The sequence below is a fragment of the Kitasatospora hibisci genome, from assembly GCF_043950205.1.
Lineage (GTDB): Bacteria > Actinomycetota > Actinomycetes > Streptomycetales > Streptomycetaceae > Kitasatospora > Kitasatospora hibisci.
This window is the reverse complement of sequence record NZ_CP171642.1, coordinates 1310673-1326844: the sequence shown is the minus strand read 5'-3', so window position 1 is coordinate 1326844 and position 16172 is coordinate 1310673. Positions and strand designations below refer to the sequence as shown.

Here is a 16172-nt window from a genome sequence, read left to right as displayed (position 1 = left end):
TCGGAGAAACACTCATGACTGACCGTCAGTCCGAGCTCAGTATCGGCTACGGCCGGCCGCACCAGGAGGGTGCGGTGCTCGACCTCTTCACCCACTGGGTCCACCGGACCCCGGATGCCCCCGCGCTGGTCGACGGCGAGCGCAGCTGGACCTATGCCGAACTCGACCGGCTCGCCGCGGAGTCGGCCGAGAGCCTGAAGGGCCGGGTGGCCCGCGGCGACCTGGTCGGCGTCTGCCTGGACCACTCGGCCGCGCTGGTCGCCGCGACTCTGGCCGTGGCCCGGCTCGGCGCCGTCCACCTGCCGCTCGGGCCGCGCCCCGGCGAGCGGCGGCTGCAGGCCGTCGCCGAACAGCTCCGGCCGGCCTGCCTGATCGGCGACCCGGCGCTGCTGCCGCCCGCCCACCGGGCCGGCGAGCAGCTGCCGCTGGCGCTCCCGGTGGAGGGGGCGAACGCCGCCGCCACCGTGGTCGCCGCCTTCGCCGCCGAGACCGGGGGCGGCGAGGCCGCCGTCCGCGCGCCGGCCGGCACCCACTACGCCGTCCTCACCTCCGGCTCCACCGGCACCCCCAAGGCCGTGGCCGTCGGCGAGTCCGCGCTCGGCGCGCTGCTGCAGTGGTACCGGCAGCTGACCGGCCTCGGGCCCGGCGACCGGCACAGCCTGCTGATCGGCGTCGCCTTCGACCCGCACCTGATGGAGCTCTGGGCCACCCTCACCTCGGGCGCCGCCCTCAGCGTCGCCCCCGACGCCGTCCGGTGGGACCGCTCCGCGCTCACCGACTGGTGGCGCGAGGCCGGCATCACCGTCGCCGTCCTGCCGACCCCGCTCGCCGAGCCGGTGCTGGACCGCCCGTGGCCGACCGGGCTGGCCCTGCGTCACCTCTGCATCGGCGGCGACCGGCTGCGCCGCGCCCCCGGGCCGGACGTCACCGCCACCGTCCACAACGCGTACGGGCCGGCCGAGGCCACCGTCGTCACCAGCGTCCACACCATGTCCCCGGGCGGCGGCCACGGCGCCGACGCGCCGCCGATCGGCCTGCCGATCCCCGGCGCGGTGGTGCTGGTGGCCGACCCGGACGGCCGCCCGGTGCCGCGCGGGCAGGCCGGCGAACTTCGCGTGGGCGGAAGGGGGTTGGCCATCGGCTACCTGGATGCGGAGCTCACCGCCCGCCGCTTCGTCGAGGCACCGGCCGGGATCGAGGGCGCCGACCGGGTCTACCGCACCGGTGACCGGGTGCTGATGCGCCCGGACGGCGTGCTGGAGTTCCTCGGGCGGCTGGACGACCAGGTCAAGGTGAGCGGCGTGCGGATCGAGCCCGCGGAGGTCGAGGCGGCGTTCGAGCGCGACCCGTGGGTGCGGCGGGCGGTCGTGGCGGCCCGGCCCGGACCGGCGGGCGGCGTACAGCTGACCGCCTTCGTCCAGCCCGCGCCGAGCGGGGAGGCACCGGCCGGCGAGGCGCCCACGGCCGCCGAGCTGCTGGACGCCGTCCGGCCCTGGCTGCCTGAGCAGGCCGTGCCCACGGCGGTCCGGCTGGTCGAGGCCTTCCCGCTGGACGCCAACGGCAAGGTCGACCGTCCGGCCCTGCTCGCCGCCGCGGAGCCGGTCCACCCGACCGCCCCGGAGGAGGACGCGAGTCCCGCCGAGCGGGTCGTCCTGCGGATCTGCCGTGAGCTGCTCGGCCGGCCGGACCTCGCGCTCGCCGACAACTTCCTGGACGCGGGCGGGACTTCGATCGTCGCCGCGCGCCTGCTGGCCGCCCTGGAGGAGGAGTGCGGCGTCCGGCTGCGCGCCCCGCAGCTGCTGCGCCAGCCCGACCTGCGCGCCCTCGGGCGGCTGGTCGAGGAGCGGTTGCCCAGCGCCGTCGGCTGACGGCCCGGCCGCCCTCCCGTAGGCCCCGTCCGTACCCCGTAGCAGGGCGCCCCCGGCAGCGACCGGGGGCGCCCGGAAGGGAAGACACCCATGACTGCTCCCACCCCCCTGGGCGGACCCGCGCCGGAGCGCCCGGCCGCGGCCACCGCCGCCGCCGAGCCCGCCGCCACCGTCCCCGCGCTGATCGCCCGGCACGCCGGACAGCAGCCGCACGCGCTGGCCGTGACCGACGGCTCCATCAGCCTGACCTACCGCGAACTCGTCGACGCGGCGCGCCGGTTGGCCGCCGAGCTGGCCCACCGGGGCGTCCGCCCCGGCAGTGCCGTCGGGCTGCTCTGCGCCCGCTCCACCCGGCTGGTCGTCGCCGAACTCGCCGTCTGGTGGGCGGGCGGCCAGGTCGTCCCGCTCGACCCGGCCTACCCCCGGCCGCGCATCGCCGAGATGACCGGGGACGCCGGCGTCCGGATAACCCTGGGCGACAAGGCGCTGCTCGCGGACGCCGGACTGGCCGACGATCAGGTCCTCGTCCTGACCGAGACCGGCCCGACCGAGAGCGGCCCGGCCGCCGGGTCGCCCGCCGCCGTCCTCGCCGACCGTCCCGCCGCCACCCCGGAGGCGGTCGCCCTGGTGCACTACACCTCCGGCTCCACCGGCCGTCCGAAGGGCGTCCAGGTGCCGCACGCCGCCGTCGCCGACCTGGCCACCGCGCCGGACTCGGTGGTGCTCGGTCCCGGCGACCGCATGCTCTTCCACTCGCCCGCCACCTTCGACGCCGCCACCTTCGAGCTCTGGGCGCCGCTGGCCCGCGGCGCCGCCGTCGCCGTCTCGCCCGCCGAGCGGCCCACCGCCGAGGAGCTCGCCCGGGACGTCGAGCGGTTCGGCGTCACCACGGCGTTCCTCACCACCGCGCTCTTCCACCAGCTGGCCGCCCGCCGGTCCCGGATCTTCGGCGTGCTCCGCACCGTCGTGGCGGGCGGCGAGGCGCTGGCCGCCGAGCACGCCGGCGCGGTGCTCCGGGCGTTCCCCTGGCTGACCCTGGTCAACGGCTACGGCCCCACCGAGGCCACCACCTTCGCCACCCTGCACCGGGTGGAGCCGGCCGACTGCGCGGGCCCCGTGCCGATCGGCCGTCCGTTCGGCGGCGCCCGCACCCACGTCCTGGACGACGGGCAGGCGCCGGTGCCGGACGGCACCCGCGGCGAGCTCTGGATCGCCGGCACCCGGCTGGCCCTCGGCTACCTGGGCCGGCCGGAGCTGACGGCCGAGCGGTTCCGGGACCTGCCCGGCATCGGCCGCGCCTACCGCACCGGCGACCTCGCCGTCCGGCGGCCCGACGGCACCCTGGAGTTCCACGGGCGTCTCGACGACCAGGTGAAGGTGCGCGGCTTCCGCATCGAGCCCGGCGAGATCGAGCACGCGCTGAGGGCCTTCCCCGAGCTGGCCGAGGCCGCCGTGGTGGTCCGCCGGGCCGGCCGGGAGGACGCGGCGCTGACCGCCTGCCTGGTGCCGGCCGAGGGCACCCGGCCGGCACCCGAGGCGCTCCGCCGCCGACTGGCCGAGCGGTTGCCGGCCCACCTGGTGCCGACCGCCTGGATCGTCCTGGACGCTCTGCCGCTCACCGGGACCGGCAAGGTCGACCGCCGGGCGCTCGCCGCGGACGACACCGCACCGGTCCCGGCGGGCGAGGCCGAGCCGGCCACGGCGGCCGGGTCCCTGACGCCGATCCAGCAGGTCGTCGCCGAGGCCTGGTCGCGGGCGCTGGAGCGCCCGGTGACCGCATCCGACGCGGACTTCTTCGCCGAGGGCGGCCACTCGCTGCTGGCCATGTGGGTCGTCGACGACCTGCGAGAGGACCTCGGCGTCGAGCTCCCGCTCGGCGACTTCCTCGACCACCCCACGGTGGCCGGCCAGGCCGCCCTGATCGAGCGCGCCCTGCTCGCGGCCGACGACGCAGCGGCCGGCGACGCAGCGCCCGACGACCCCGAGGCGGGTGCTCCAGCGGCGGGCGAGCCCGCGACCGCGCCCGCCGTGCACCCCCTGGAGCCGACCCGATGACCTCCGCCACCGGCCACCCCGGCGACCACGCCGCCCGCCAGGCCGACCTGCTGGCCCGCGCCCGCCGCCGCTCCGGCGCCGAACGCGCCCGGACGGCACGGCCGCTCGCCCGCGCTGCCACCGCCGAACCCGCCCCGCTCTCCCACGCCCAGCAGCGGATGTGGCTGATGGACAGCCTCGGCCAGGGCGGCGCCCGGTACCACGTCCCGCTCGCCACCCGGCTGCGCGGCCCGCTCGACCCCGAGGCCCTCGCCACCGCGCTGACCGCGCTCACCGCCCGCCACGCCGTGCTCCGCACGCGGTACGGGCAGCGGGACGGCCGGCCCTGCCAGGAGATCGGCCCGGTCGTCCGGGTGCCGGTCGCCGTCGTCCCCGCCGCCGAGCAGGACGCCCCGGCTCTGCTGCACGAGGAGGCGGCGCACCCGTTCGAGCTCGCCACCGGCCCGGTCCTGCGTGCACTCGCCCTCCGGCACGCCCCGGACGACCACACCCTGCTGCTGACCGTCCACCACATCGCCGTCGACGGCGGCTCCCTGCCCGTGCTCACCGCCGACCTGCGGGTCCTGTACGCGGCGGCGGTCGAGGGCCGGCCGGCGGACCTGCCCGACCCCGGGCCGCAGTACGCCGACTACGCCCGCTGGGAGCGCGGCCGGGACGCCGAGCTGGCGGCCGCCGCCGACGAGCGGGCCGCCCGGCTGGCCGGCACCCGGCCGCTCCCACTGCTACGCCCGGTACCGCCCGGCACCCCCGAGCGACGGGCCGCCCTGCACACCGCCCCGCTCCCGGCCGCCACCCTCGACGGCCTGCGGCAGCTCGGCGCCCGCCACGGCGCCACCCTCTTCACCGTCGTCCTCGCGGCGGCCTTCGCCACCCTGCGGATCGCCACCGGCGAGCCCGACCTCACCGTCGGCTGCGCCGGCGGCCACCGCGCCAGGCCCGAACTGCGCCGCCTGGTGGGCCTCCAGGTCAACACCCTGCCGGTCCGCGCCGACCTCTCCGGCGATCCGCGGTTCACCGAGGTCCTGGCGGGCGTCCGGGCGGCCCAGCTGGACGCGCAGCAGCACCAGCACGTCCCGTTCGACCTGGTCGTCGCCCGGCTCGACGCCACCGCCCGCGGAGCCGACGGCACCCCGCCGCTCGCGGTGAGCTGCGACGTCGTCCGCCCGGCCGAGCCCCTGGCGCTGCCCGGCCTGACGGGGGAGGCGGTCGAGATCGACCTCGGGCTCGCCAAGTTCGGCCTCACGCTGCTGGTCGAGGACGGCCCCCGGCCGCGCTGCCTGCTCCAGCACGACCCGGCCGCCCTCGACGCCGAGCCGGCCGGCCGACTGCTCGCCGGTTTCGCCGAGCTGCTCGCCGCCGTCGCGGCCGACCCGACCCACCGCCTCTCGGCGCTGCCGGGCGCCCGGCTCGCCCCGGCGGCACCCGCGGCGCCGCAGTCCGCGGCCGAGCCCGCCTCAGCGGCGCCCGAAGCCGACCCCGCCGCCGCGCCCGCCGGCACCGAGCCCGGCGCCGCGTCGGAGCCGCCGCACCCCGCCGTCGCCGCGCTGCTGGCCGACCCCCGGGTCGCCGACGCCGCCGTGGTGCACCCCGCGGCCGGCCGGGCCGTCGCCTATGCCGTCGTCCGCGGCCCCGGTGCACCGAGCGGCGCCGATCTGCGCGCCGCCCTGCGCCGCCGGCTCCCGGCGGACCGGCTCCCGGCCGCCGTGACCCTGCTGGACGCGATGCCGCGCACCGCCGACGGCGGGCTCGATCCCGCCCGACTCCCCGCAGCGCCCGCCCCGGCGGAGCCGCCGGCCCCCACGCCGCGGCTGGAGGCGGTCCGGGACGCCTTCGCCGAGCTGTTGGGCGGCAGGCCGCCGGCGGACGGCGACTTCTTCCAGCTGGGCGGCCACTCACTGGTCGCCGTCCAGCTGGCCGAGCGCCTGCGGACCAGGGCCGGACTTCCGCTGACCGGCCTGGACGTGCTGGAGCAGCGCACCCCTCGGGCGCTGGCCGCGCTGCTCGACGAGCGCGCCACCGAGCGCCGGGCGGCTTCGGTCCTGCGGACCGGGCCGACGGCCGGTACCACCCGGGTCGGGACGGTGCTGCTCACCGGAGCCACGGGCGGGGTCGGCGCGGCGGTGCTGCAGGAGCTCACGGCGCAGGGCCGACCGGTGCGGGCACTGGTCCGGCCGGAGTCGGCGCACCTGGTGGCCCGCAGCGGTGCCGAGGTCGCCGAGGGGGACCTCGGCGACCCGGACAGCCTGCGCCGTGCGGTGGAGGGCGTAGACGCGGTGATCCACGCCGCCTGCACCTTCACGGAGCACGCGGTCGACGTCGCCGCGATGCGCGTCCTGGTGGACGGCTGGCGGGGCAGCGGCCCCTTCGTCTTCGTCAGCAGCATCGACGCCTACGGCCGCCCGGCGGTGCACGAGGTCCCCGAGGGCGCGCCGGCCTCCGAGCCGGTCAGCCCGTACGGGCGGGCCAAGGCGGAGTGCGAGCGGATCCTGCTGGCCGCGGCCGGCACCGGTGGCCGCGGCCCGGGGGCGGTGGTCCGCTCCCCGCTGGTCTGGGGACCGCACCAGCGGTTGCGCGACCAGCTCCGGTGGGGTGCGACCGGTGCGCTCTACCAGGCCGCCCTGGCCGGCCGGCCGATCGCGCTGCCGGCGCCGCCGCCGGGCGCCGGCCCGGACCACCACGTGGCCTGCTGGGTGCACGCGGCGGCCCTCGCCCGGGCGGTCGCGGGATGTGCGGACGGCGCGGCGGGGACGGCCCGCGCGGCCGGCCGGATCGTCAACGCGGTCTCCGGGCACGTCCCCTGGCCCGAGTTCACCGCCGAGCTGGTCCGGCTGCTGGGCTCGTCCAGCCAGCTGGAGGAGGCGGCGGACGCGGACCCCGAGCTGCTGCGGCCCTGGCGCTACCGCTCGGACGCGCTCGCCGACCTGCTGCGGCCGGAGCCGGGCGAGGACTGGCGCACCGTCCTCGCCGCCATGACCGGCTGAGCCGGCCCCGGACCCGCCGTGCCCCGGCCCCGGCCCCGACGCACGGCACGCCGGTGTCCCGCAGGAGATCCTGCGGGACACCGGCGTGTGCGGGCCCGTCCGGGCGGCACCCGGCCGTCCGAGACCTGGCCGTCCGGCCCCGGTCAGTTGAGGCCGGGACGCTCCCAGCGGTAGAACTCGCGCGCCATGGCGTCCTCGGGCTCCCGCCAGGTGGCCGGGTCGTAGGCCTGGACGTAGGCGGTGAGGGCGTTGCTGACGGCCCGGAACTCCGGGTGGCCGATCACCTTGGCGACGGCCGGGCCGGGCGGGCGGTCGGCCTCGATCAGGTGCAGGTAGACGTCGCCGAACTGGAACAGGCTCCGCCCGGTGACGCCGATCAGGTGCGGCAGTTCGCCGCGGTCGGACTCGGCGAACACCTCGGCGATGCCGTCGGCCGCCCCGGGCTTCATCCGGGCGACGATCAGTGCGCGGTGGGTCATCGGGCTCACACCTCCGCGGCCTTCTTCTCGACCTTCTCGCGGATCAGCTGCATCTGGATGCGCGAGTTGCGGTTGATGTGGTTCACCATGCCGTCGTCGTCCACCGGCGCGGTCGGCTTCATCGAGAAGTCCTGCACCCAGCGCATCCGGGTGCCGGCCGGGACCTCCGCGTACTCCCAGCGGATGTCCATGAACTCGAACGGACCGGGTTCGACCCGGCGCGCGTTCACCGCGAGCGAGGACCGGTCGGTGGTGCGCTCGGAGACCCAGCTCCACACCTGGCCGTTCTCGTCGGGGTGCATGGTGAGCCGGAAGCGCACGCGGTCGCCGTCGCGCTCCAGCACCTCCACGGAGGCGTACTCGCTGAACAGCTGCGGCCAGTTCTCCAGGTCGTTGGTGATCTCCCAGACCAGGTCGAGCGGCGCGGCGATGACGATCTCGTTGTCGGTGTGTCCGGGCATCTCAGGCACCGGCCTTCGCGGTGAAGGCGGAGTTGACCAGCTCCAGGAACTCGGCCGGGGTCTTGGCCGACTCGGCGCCGTTGGTGACCTTCACGCCGTACCGGTTCTCGAGTTCGCCGACCACGCCGAGCAGACCGAGGGAGTCCACGCCGAACTCGTCGAAGCTGGCTCCCGGGCGCTCCAGGTCCATGGGGTCGATCACGACGCCGGCTCGGGCCCGGATCAGCGTGGCGAGTTCGGGATGGGTGAGGGTGTTGCTCACGGGTTGTTCCCTTCCGTAGGTGGGCTCACCGGGTCTGCCGGGTGAGCCGGGTGGGCCAGACGGGGTGCGGTCAGGCCTGCTCGCCGCGCCGGAGCACCAGCGCGGAGTTGGAACCCATCAGCCCGCGGCTGAGCACCAGGGCGGTGCGCAGCTCGGCCGGGCGGGCGCGGCCGGTCACCAGGGCGAGGTCGTGGCAGACCTCGGTGACGTTGGGGGTCGGCGGCACCACGCCGTCCTCCATGGCCAGGACGGCGGCGGCCGTGTCCAGCAGCGGCGCGCCGCAGTAGGCCCGCCCGGTGCCGGCCTTGGGCGCGGTGACCGGCACGCGTTCGGCGTACGGGCCGAGGGCGTCGGCCAGTGCGAGTGCCTCGGCGCGGTCCGCGGCCGGGACGCCGAGGGCATCGGCGAAGACCACGTCGACGTCCTCCGCGGAGATCCGGGCCTGGTCGAGCGCGATCCGGATCGCCGCGGCCAGGCCCTCCCGGGACTCCTCCCAGCGGGAGGCACCGGTGAAGGTCGCGCCGTGTCCGGCCAGGTGGGCCCGGACGGCGGCGCCCCGGCGGCGGGCCGACTCCTCGTCCTCCATCAGCAGCATCGCGCCGCCCTCGGCGGGCGAGAAGCCGACCGCCGCGGAGGAGAACGGGAGGTAGGCCCGGTCGGCCTGCTGGGCGAGGCTCAGCTCGGGGTAGCCGAGCTGGCAGACCATCGAGTACGGCGCCAGCGGCGCCTCGGCGGCGCCGGCCACCACGGCGTCGGTGCCGCGCTCGATGGCACGGGCGGCGTGGGCGAGGGCGTCCAGGCCGCCGGCCTCGTCGCTGGCCACCACCCCGCACGGGCCCTTGTAGCCGCCGCGGATCGAGACCTGGCCGGTGCTGGCCGCGTAGAACCAGGCGATGGACTGGTACGGGCCGACGAACTGCGGCCCCTGGCCCCAGAGCTGCTGGAGCTCGCGCTGGCCGAACTCGCCGCCGCCGGAGCCGGCCGCGGTCACCACGCCGACGCCGAAGGGCTGCTCCGGGTCGGGGGTGAACCCGGCGTCCGCGACCGCGAGGTCGGCGGCGGCCATCGCGTAGTGGGTGAAGCGGTCGGTCTGCACCAGGAAACGGCTGTCGATCACCGAAGCCGGGTCGAAGTCCCTTACCTGGCCCGCGATGCGCAGGGGAAGGTGCGCGCAGCCCTCCCGGGATATCCGGTCGAGGACGCTCACGCCCTGCGTGGTGGCCTTCCAGAAGGCGTCGGTCCCGACGCCGTTCGGCGCCACCACGCCGAGGCCGGTGACCACCGCCCGGCGGCCCTGTTGACGTGACGTCATGGAGATCACCCCGTTCTGTTCAACACGACGGCGGACTGGAATCCGCCGAATCCGCTGCCGACCGACAGGATGTGACGGAGCGGCAGCTCGCGCGCGGTGCGCGGCACGTAGTCGAGGTCGCACTCCGGGTCCGGAGTCTCGTAGTTGGCGGTCGGCGGTACCACGCCGTGGGCGAGGGCGAGGGTGCACGCGACCACCTCGATCGCGCCGATCGCGCCGAGCGAGTGCCCGACCATCGACTTGATCGAGCTCATCGGCGTCTCGTAGGCGTGCCCGCCGAGCGAGCGCTTCACGGCCGCCGTCTCGTGCCGGTCGTTCTGCTTGGTGCCCGAGCCGTGCGCATTGACGTAGTCGACGTCGGTGCGGTCGACCCGGGCGTGGCCGAGCGCTTCGTCGATCGCCCGGGACATCTCCAGCCCCTCCTGGGTGAGGCCGGTCATGTGGTAGGCGTTGCCGAAGGTGGCGAACCCGCCGATCTCGCCGTAGATCCGGGCGCCGCGCCGGCGGGCGTGTTCCAGCTCCTCCAGCACCAGGACGGCGCCGCCCTCGCCGAGCACGAAGCCGTCCCGGTGGGCGTCGAAGGGGCGGGAGGCGTGCTCCGGATCGTCGTTGCGCTCGCTGGTGGCCTTGATGGCGTCGAAGCAGGCAACGGTGATCGGCGAGATCGGGGAGTCGGAGGCACCGGCGATGCAGATGTCGGCGCGGCCCTCCTCGACGGCCTGGAAGGCGTAACCGATCGCGTCCAGCCCGGAGGTGCAGCCGGTGGAGACGGTCTGCACCGGGCCGTGCGCGCCGGTGCGCTCGGCGACCGCGGAGGCCAGCGTGCTGGGCGCGAACGCCCGGTGCAGCTGGGGCTCGGCCTGCCGGTGGTCGACGTCCCAGCGGTCGCCGCCGGCGCTCACCAGGGCGTAGTCGTGCTCCAGCCGGGTGGTGCCGCCGACCGCCGTCCCGAGGGAGACGGCGACCCGCCACGGGTCCTCCGCGGCCAGGTCGAGCCCGGCGTCGGCGATCGCCTCGTCCGCCGCCACCATCGCGAACTGCACGTATCGGTCAGCCCGTTGAACCTCATCCGGGCCCAGCCCGTGCGCCGCCGGGTCGAAGTCGCACTCGGCGGCGATCCGGGAGCGGAACCCGGTGGGGTCGAAGAGCGTGATGCCCCGGGTGGCGGTGCGCCCGGAGGTGAGCAGCCGCCAGAAGGCCGGCACGCCCACACCGCCGGGCGCCACCACACCGATCCCGGTGACGGCGACACGCCGTGTCACGAAGCGACCTTGGCGTGTTCCGGCGGGCCGGAGGCGACGGCCGGCTCGGTCTCCTCGGTGTCGACGTGGCCGAGCTCCGGCCGCGGCGCGAGCGGGCCGAGGTGGAAGACCATCCGGGCCTCGGTGTCGCCGACGTTGCGGAAGCGGTGGCGCATGTTGACCGGGATCATCAGGCCCTGGTTGGGCTTGATCGGACGGGTCTCGCCGTCCAGGTCCACCTCCAGGTCGCCGCACACCACGAAGACGAACTCCTCGGAGTACGGGTGGTAGTGCTCGCCGATCCGCTCGCCGGGCTGCACGATGGCCAGACCCATGAACCCGCTGGTCGCGCCGCAGGTGGTGGGGGTGAGCATGGCGCGCAGGTCGCCGCCGCGCCGCCGGTTCTCCGGGGCCTCGTCGACGTGCACGATCCGTGGGTACTGCTTGGTCATGGTTGTTCCTCCGAGTGTGGGGTCTGGTCTTCCGGTCCTGCGACGCGACGGACGATCCGTCAGTCCATGTGCGAGCTCCGGTCGGTGACCGGGCTCATCGAGTGGGCGGCGAGGAACGCGCTCAGGCCGGCGACGGTGCGCAGGTCGCCCTCCGCACCGAGGTCGAGCAGCCGGCCGAGGACGGTGGCCTCCCGCTCGCCCGCGACGCCGAGCGCGGCGGCCGGGTCGGCCTCGGCGGGGACCCGCAGGTCCACCAGGCGGACCACGATGTCGTCGCGGTGGAAGACGGTGCTCGCCGCGACCGGGCCGGTCGGGTCGGTGGTGGCGAGGTTGTCGTGCTCGGCCAGCAGTTCGGTCACCGCCCGCGCGTTGCCCGGCTTCACGGGGTACAGCACGGCGTGCCGGTGGAGCCGGCCGGACACCGGGGAGCCGGCGATCGCCTGGTGCTCCGCGGGCAGCGCGGCCTTGGCGAAGAAGGCGCGCGCGGACTGCGGGTCACCCAGCTGACGGGCCTCCTCCAGGTGCGGGTTGATCGCCTCCTCGACGGCCCGGACCTCGGGCTGCATCGCGACGTGGCGCAGCGCGTCGCCGAGGCTGCCGATCACCTCGACCGCCCGGACGACCCGGTTGCCGTGCATGAACAGCGACGTGCGGCGCAGCCGGGTGGTCTCGTCGACCTCGGCCTTGGGGGAGGTGTAGCCGGAGAGGATCCTGGCCACCTCGTGCTCGCTGCCGGGCTTGACGGTGAAGGTCAGCGCGTGACGGACCACGCCGTCCGGGCCGGGGGCGGCCTGCGGCGGGCCGACGTGCCCGGGGGTCTCGGTGCGGGGCAGGCCGGGCGGTACCGGCATCGGGGCGCGGGTGCCGGTGGTGCCGGCCGCGGAGGTCTCGCGGAGGATGGAGTAGCGCAGCGAGCGGAAGGTGTCGCTGACGCAGCCGTGCATCGGCTTGACCATCTCGCGGTGCGCGGGGCTGTCCACCCACTCCAGGAAGGTCTCCTGGTCCCGCCACTCGCTGGTGATCAGCCACTGTCGCGGGTCGTTGATCGACTGGCAGAGCTGGTCGCTCACATGGCCGGGGACCGAGGCCACCTGGTGGCGCAGCTTCTCGTAGACGTCGAGGAAGCGCTGCTGGGCGCCGTCCTTGATTTCGAGCATCAGCATCACGCGCAGCCGGGTGTCGGTCTCGGCGTGCTGCTGCGTCTGCGGTTCGGACAGAGTCGTCATGATCCACTTTCTGCTTCTGGGTCGCCCACGAAGGGTCGCGCCGGGCGGCGTTCCGTGGACTGCGCCCGGTGGGGGAGGAGGGCGGTGCGGTGGCGGTCGGCCTCGGCGTTCGGCGCCAGGCCTGAAGTCGATCGTGCGCGGACCCCACGGGTTGCGCGAGATATGCGGGCCATCCGAGCGAAGAGGCGGCAGAACGCCCCCGGCACGGGGGATGGAAGGACGGGGCCGCTGTCCGTCCGGCCCCGCCGAGGGCGGCGCCGTGCCCCGTAGCCGGGCCGCGAACCCCCGTACAGGCTGGAGCAATTGATGAATCCGAAGGTTGACGACCGGGTGCCGGTCCTGATCGTCGGCGGCTCGCTGGTCGGGCTGTCGGCCTCACTCTTCCTGGGCCGACTGGGTGTCAGACACCTGCTGGTCGAGAAGCACTCCGACACCTCGCATCACCCGCGTGGCCGAGGCAACAACGTCCGTACGATGGAGCTCTACCGGGGCGCCGGGATCGAGCCGGCGATCCGCGAGGCGGCCTCGGTGCTCGCCGCGAACCACGGCATCCTGCAGGCCCCCTCGCTGACCGGCTCGGAGCAGGAGTGGCTGTTCCGGGAGATCGACCCGGGCGGGCGGCTGGCCCGGTTCAGCCCGAGCTCGTGGTGCCTGTGCAGCCAGAACGACCTGGAGCCGGTGCTGCTTCGCTCCGCCCGCGAGCTGGGCGGAGACGTGCGGTTCAGCACCGAGCTGGTCTCCTTCGAGCAGGATGCCGAGGGCGTCACGGCGTTGCTGCGCAGCCGGGAGACCGGTGAGGAGCGGACCGTCCGGGCGCAGTACCTGGTCGCCGCGGACGGTCCGCGCAGCCCGGCCCGGGAGCGGCTGGGCATCGGCCAGTCCGGGAAGGGCGAGCTGTTCCACAACGTCAGCATCACCTTCCGGGCCAAGCGACTGGCCGAGGCGGTGGGCGACCGGCACTTCATCGCCTGCTACCTGACCAACCCGGAGGCGGACGGCGCGCTGCTGCCGGTGGACAACCACGAGGAGTGGGTGTTCCACGCGCCCTGGCACCCGGAGCACGGCGAGCCGCTGGAGGCGTTCACCGACGAGCGGTGCGTCCGGCACATCCGGGCCGCGGTCGGCATCCCGGACCTGGAGGTGGAGGTCACCGGGAAGGCGCCCTGGCACGCAGCCGAGCGGGTGGCCGAGCGCTACTCCAGCGGCCGGGTCTTCCTGGCCGGGGACTCCGCGCACGAGATGTCGCCGACCGGCGCGTTCGGCTCCAACACCGGCATCCAGGACGCGCACAACCTGGCCTGGAAGCTGGCCGCGGTGCTCTGCGGCTGGGCCGGTCCGGAGCTGCTGGAGTCGTACGGGCGGGAGCGGCAGCCGGTGGCGCGGGTCACCAGCGAGCGGGCCTCGGCCCGGTCGGCCGAGCACAGCCACCCCGGGTACGCGGTGGTGCCGGGTGTCGGACGGCAGGCCGGGGTGCTGGCGGTGGCGCTCGGCTACCGCTATCCCGCGGGCGCCGTGGTCGGGACGGACCCGGCCGGCCCGGTGGTGCCGGAGCAGTTCGGGGCCAACGGCGAGCCCGGCAGCCGGGCACCGCACCAGTGGCTGCTGCGCGCCGGGGTGAAGCTGTCCACGCTCGACCTCTACGAGCAGGCGATGGTGCTGCTCACCGGCTCGGAGGGAGCGGACTGGCCGGACGCCGCCCGGCGGGCCGCGGACCGGCTGGCCGTCCCGCTGGACGCCTACCGGATCGGCACCGGCGCGGACGACGACCTGGCGCCCGAGCCCGGGACGGACTTCGCCGAGCTGCACGGCGTGCGCCCGGACGGCGCGGTGCTGGTCCGCCCGGACGGCTTCGTCGCCTGGCGCTCCGAGGGCGCGGTCGCGGACCCGGAGACGGCGGTGGCGGCGGCCCTGCGTGCGGTGCTGAAGATCTAGCCCTTCCAGGCCCGCCCGGGGGGCCTGAGGCGGGCGGGCGGCGACACGGGCACGGGCCCGCCGGTGAACCGGCGGGCCCGTGCCTCGGGTGGGCGATCGTCGAGGGGCGGTGGGGTGCGTCAGTGACCGCCCGCGTCGACGACCTCCACGTCTTCGATGTTCTGCTCGATCACGTCGGCCGGCAGCGCGACCCGGATCGCCCAGAAGTAGATGCCGAGGGCGAAGACCGCGATCACGAGCATGTCCCACCACATCGGGATGTTGCCCTGGCCGCCGAAGGGGCCCTGCCAGGAGATCGCACCGAGGCCCACCAGGTAGGCCGGCAGCCACTGGGCGGCCCGCCAGTCCAGGCGCGGGGCGTTCGGCAGGCCCTTGCGGATCGCGTAGAGCGCGTAGCTGCCGAGCAGCAGGTAGCCGATCAGGATGGCGAAGCCCAGGCGGTACAGGGTCTCCCAGCCGGACCAGTAGATGATCAGGCTGGCGACCACGAAGGACAGCGGCGAGATGACGGCGCCACCGGGCAGGCGGTAGGACCGCTCGCGGTGGGGCAGGCGGCGGCGCAGCGCGCCGAAGGCGAGCGGGGCGCCGGCGTACATCAGCACGCTCGCGGAGGTGATGAAGCCGACCAGCTCGTGCCAGCTCGGGAACGGCAGGAAGCAGATCACGCCGGTCACGAAGGACATGATCAGGCCGAAGTAGGGGACGCCGTTCTTGTCGACCTTCTCGAAGGCCTGCGGCGCGTAGCCGTTCTTGCTCAGGCCGTAGGAGATGCGCGAGGTGGAGGTGGTGTAGATCAGGCCGGCGCCGCCGGGGGAGACGATGGCGTCCACGTAGAGGACGTAGGCCAGCCAGCCGAGGCCGACGGTCATCGCCAGGCCGGCGAAGGGGCGGCTGATGCCCTCGAAGTCCAGGCCGGCCCAGCCGCCGGCGAGGCTCGCGGCGGGGATCGCGGCGATGAAGACGACCTGGAGCAGGACGTAGATCAGGGTGCCGATGCTGACCGAGCCGATGACGGCGCGCGGGATGTCGCGCTTGGGGTTGCGGCTCTCACCGGAGATCTGCAGGGCCTGCTCGAAGCCGAGCAGGGCGAAGATGATGCCGCTGGTGCTGATCGCGGTGAGGACGCCCTTGATGCCGAACGGCGCGAAGCCGTGATCGGTGAAGTTGCCCGGGTGGAAGTTGGTGATGGCCAGGACGAAGATCGTCGCCAGCGGGACGGCGATCTTGAACCACGTGGTGATGCTGTTGGTGCGGGCGAGCACCTTGACCCCGAGGAAGTTGACCGCGACGAACAGGGCCATCAGGAAGACGGCGACTATGAGGCCGCTGGTGGTCAGCGTCTCGTCGGGCCGCTGCAGGCCCTCGGCGAACGACCAGTGCGTGGCGTAGTTGATCATGGCGAAGACTTCGATCGGCGCGACGGTCGCCGCCTGAAGCCAGGAGAACCAGCCGAAGGACATCCCCGCCAGGCCGCCGAAGGCGTAGTGCGGGTAGCGGGCGGTGCCACCCGCGACGGGGAAGAGGCCGCCGAGCTCGGCGTGGACGAACGCCAGCAGTGCGATCGCGATGGCGCCGATGCCCCAGGAGATGAGGGCGGCGGGGCCGGCGACCATGGAGGCGTTCTTGGCGCTGAACAGCCACCCGGAGCCGATGATCGAGCCGACCGAGGCCCACATGAGGCCGATCAGTCCGACCTCGCGGCGCAGCGAGCGGTGGTTGGTGGTACCGGGGTCGGTACCGGTGCTCGGCGGGGAGAGCTGGTTGAGGGATGCCATGCGAAATCTCTCTGTGGTGTGGGGGCCCCGGCCATCGGAGCGTTGGAGAGTCGCCACACAGTAGGCGTATTCATAGGCCTCTGCACAGATTCTTTTGCTGAATGTTTACCTACTTCGCCCCTGTATCG

Annotated in this window: 12 protein-coding genes; 4 read left to right on the top strand and 8 right to left on the bottom strand. The window is 75.2% G+C overall.

Going from position 1 to position 16172, the window contains the following annotated elements; all coding sequences use genetic code 11:
- The first annotated feature begins 14 nt into the window (after positions 1–14).
- The 3 genes from ACF9IK_RS05665 to ACF9IK_RS05655 all read left to right on the top strand — a co-directional run bounded on the left by ACF9IK_RS05665 (position 15) and on the right by ACF9IK_RS05655 (position 6904).
- Complete coding sequence (locus tag ACF9IK_RS05665; RefSeq protein WP_395293133.1) at positions 15–1868, top strand: non-ribosomal peptide synthetase; 1854 nt, start codon at positions 15–17, stop codon at positions 1866–1868.
- A 90-nt stretch (positions 1869–1958) separates the two neighbouring features.
- Positions 1959–3923 carry a non-ribosomal peptide synthetase gene (locus ACF9IK_RS05660; protein WP_395293132.1) on the top strand — a complete coding sequence of 655 codons (1965 nt, stop codon included), beginning with the start codon at positions 1959–1961 and terminating at the stop codon, positions 3921–3923.
- On the top strand, positions 3920–6904 hold the full coding sequence (locus ACF9IK_RS05655) for a condensation domain-containing protein (RefSeq protein ID WP_395293131.1): 2985 nt from the start codon (positions 3920–3922) through the stop codon (positions 6902–6904). The genes ACF9IK_RS05660 and ACF9IK_RS05655 overlap by 4 nt, the downstream gene beginning before the upstream one ends.
- Before the next feature lie 143 nt (positions 6905–7047).
- On the opposite strand, the gene ACF9IK_RS05650 is transcribed toward ACF9IK_RS05655, so the two are convergent.
- The 7 genes from ACF9IK_RS05650 to ACF9IK_RS05620 all read right to left on the bottom strand — a co-directional run bounded on the left by ACF9IK_RS05650 (position 7048) and on the right by ACF9IK_RS05620 (position 12337).
- A complete protein-coding gene (locus tag ACF9IK_RS05650) occupies positions 7048–7383 on the bottom strand; it encodes a TcmI family type II polyketide cyclase (RefSeq protein ID WP_395293130.1) in 336 nt (111 codons plus the stop codon).
- 5 nt (positions 7384–7388) lie between these two features.
- Complete coding sequence (locus ACF9IK_RS05645; protein WP_395293129.1) at positions 7389–7844, bottom strand: SRPBCC family protein; 456 nt, start codon at positions 7842–7844, stop codon at positions 7389–7391.
- Between the two features lies 1 nt (position 7845).
- A complete protein-coding gene (locus ACF9IK_RS05640; protein ID WP_395293128.1) occupies positions 7846–8106 on the bottom strand; it encodes an acyl carrier protein in 261 nt (86 codons plus the stop codon).
- Positions 8107–8176: 70 nt separating this feature from the next.
- On the bottom strand, positions 8177–9418 hold the full coding sequence (locus ACF9IK_RS05635) for a beta-ketoacyl synthase N-terminal-like domain-containing protein (RefSeq protein WP_395293127.1): 1242 nt from the start codon (positions 9416–9418) through the stop codon (positions 8177–8179).
- A gap of 5 nt (positions 9419–9423) precedes the next feature.
- Positions 9424–10680: a beta-ketoacyl-[acyl-carrier-protein] synthase family protein gene (locus tag ACF9IK_RS05630; RefSeq protein WP_395293126.1), complete on the bottom strand. Its 1257-nt coding sequence runs from the start codon at positions 10678–10680 to the stop codon at positions 9424–9426.
- Positions 10677–11111, bottom strand: coding sequence for a cupin domain-containing protein (locus tag ACF9IK_RS05625; protein ID WP_395293125.1), 435 nt, complete (start codon positions 11109–11111; stop codon positions 10677–10679). Before ACF9IK_RS05625 ends, ACF9IK_RS05630 begins: the two co-directional genes overlap by 4 nt.
- A gap of 59 nt (positions 11112–11170) precedes the next feature.
- Entirely contained in the window at positions 11171–12337 is a 1167-nt protein-coding gene (locus tag ACF9IK_RS05620; protein WP_395293124.1) for a SchA/CurD-like domain-containing protein, read from the bottom strand.
- Positions 12338–12643: 306 nt separating this feature from the next.
- Here ACF9IK_RS05620 and ACF9IK_RS05615 point away from each other — a divergent pair, with 306 nt between their 5' ends.
- On the top strand, positions 12644–14269 hold the full coding sequence (locus ACF9IK_RS05615) for an FAD-dependent oxidoreductase (RefSeq protein WP_395293123.1): 1626 nt from the start codon (positions 12644–12646) through the stop codon (positions 14267–14269).
- Positions 14270–14388: 119 nt separating this feature from the next.
- On the opposite strand, the gene ACF9IK_RS05610 is transcribed toward ACF9IK_RS05615, so the two are convergent.
- Complete coding sequence (locus tag ACF9IK_RS05610) at positions 14389–16044, bottom strand: APC family permease (RefSeq protein WP_395293122.1); 1656 nt, start codon at positions 16042–16044, stop codon at positions 14389–14391.
- Between the last annotated feature and the right edge of the window lie 128 nt (positions 16045–16172).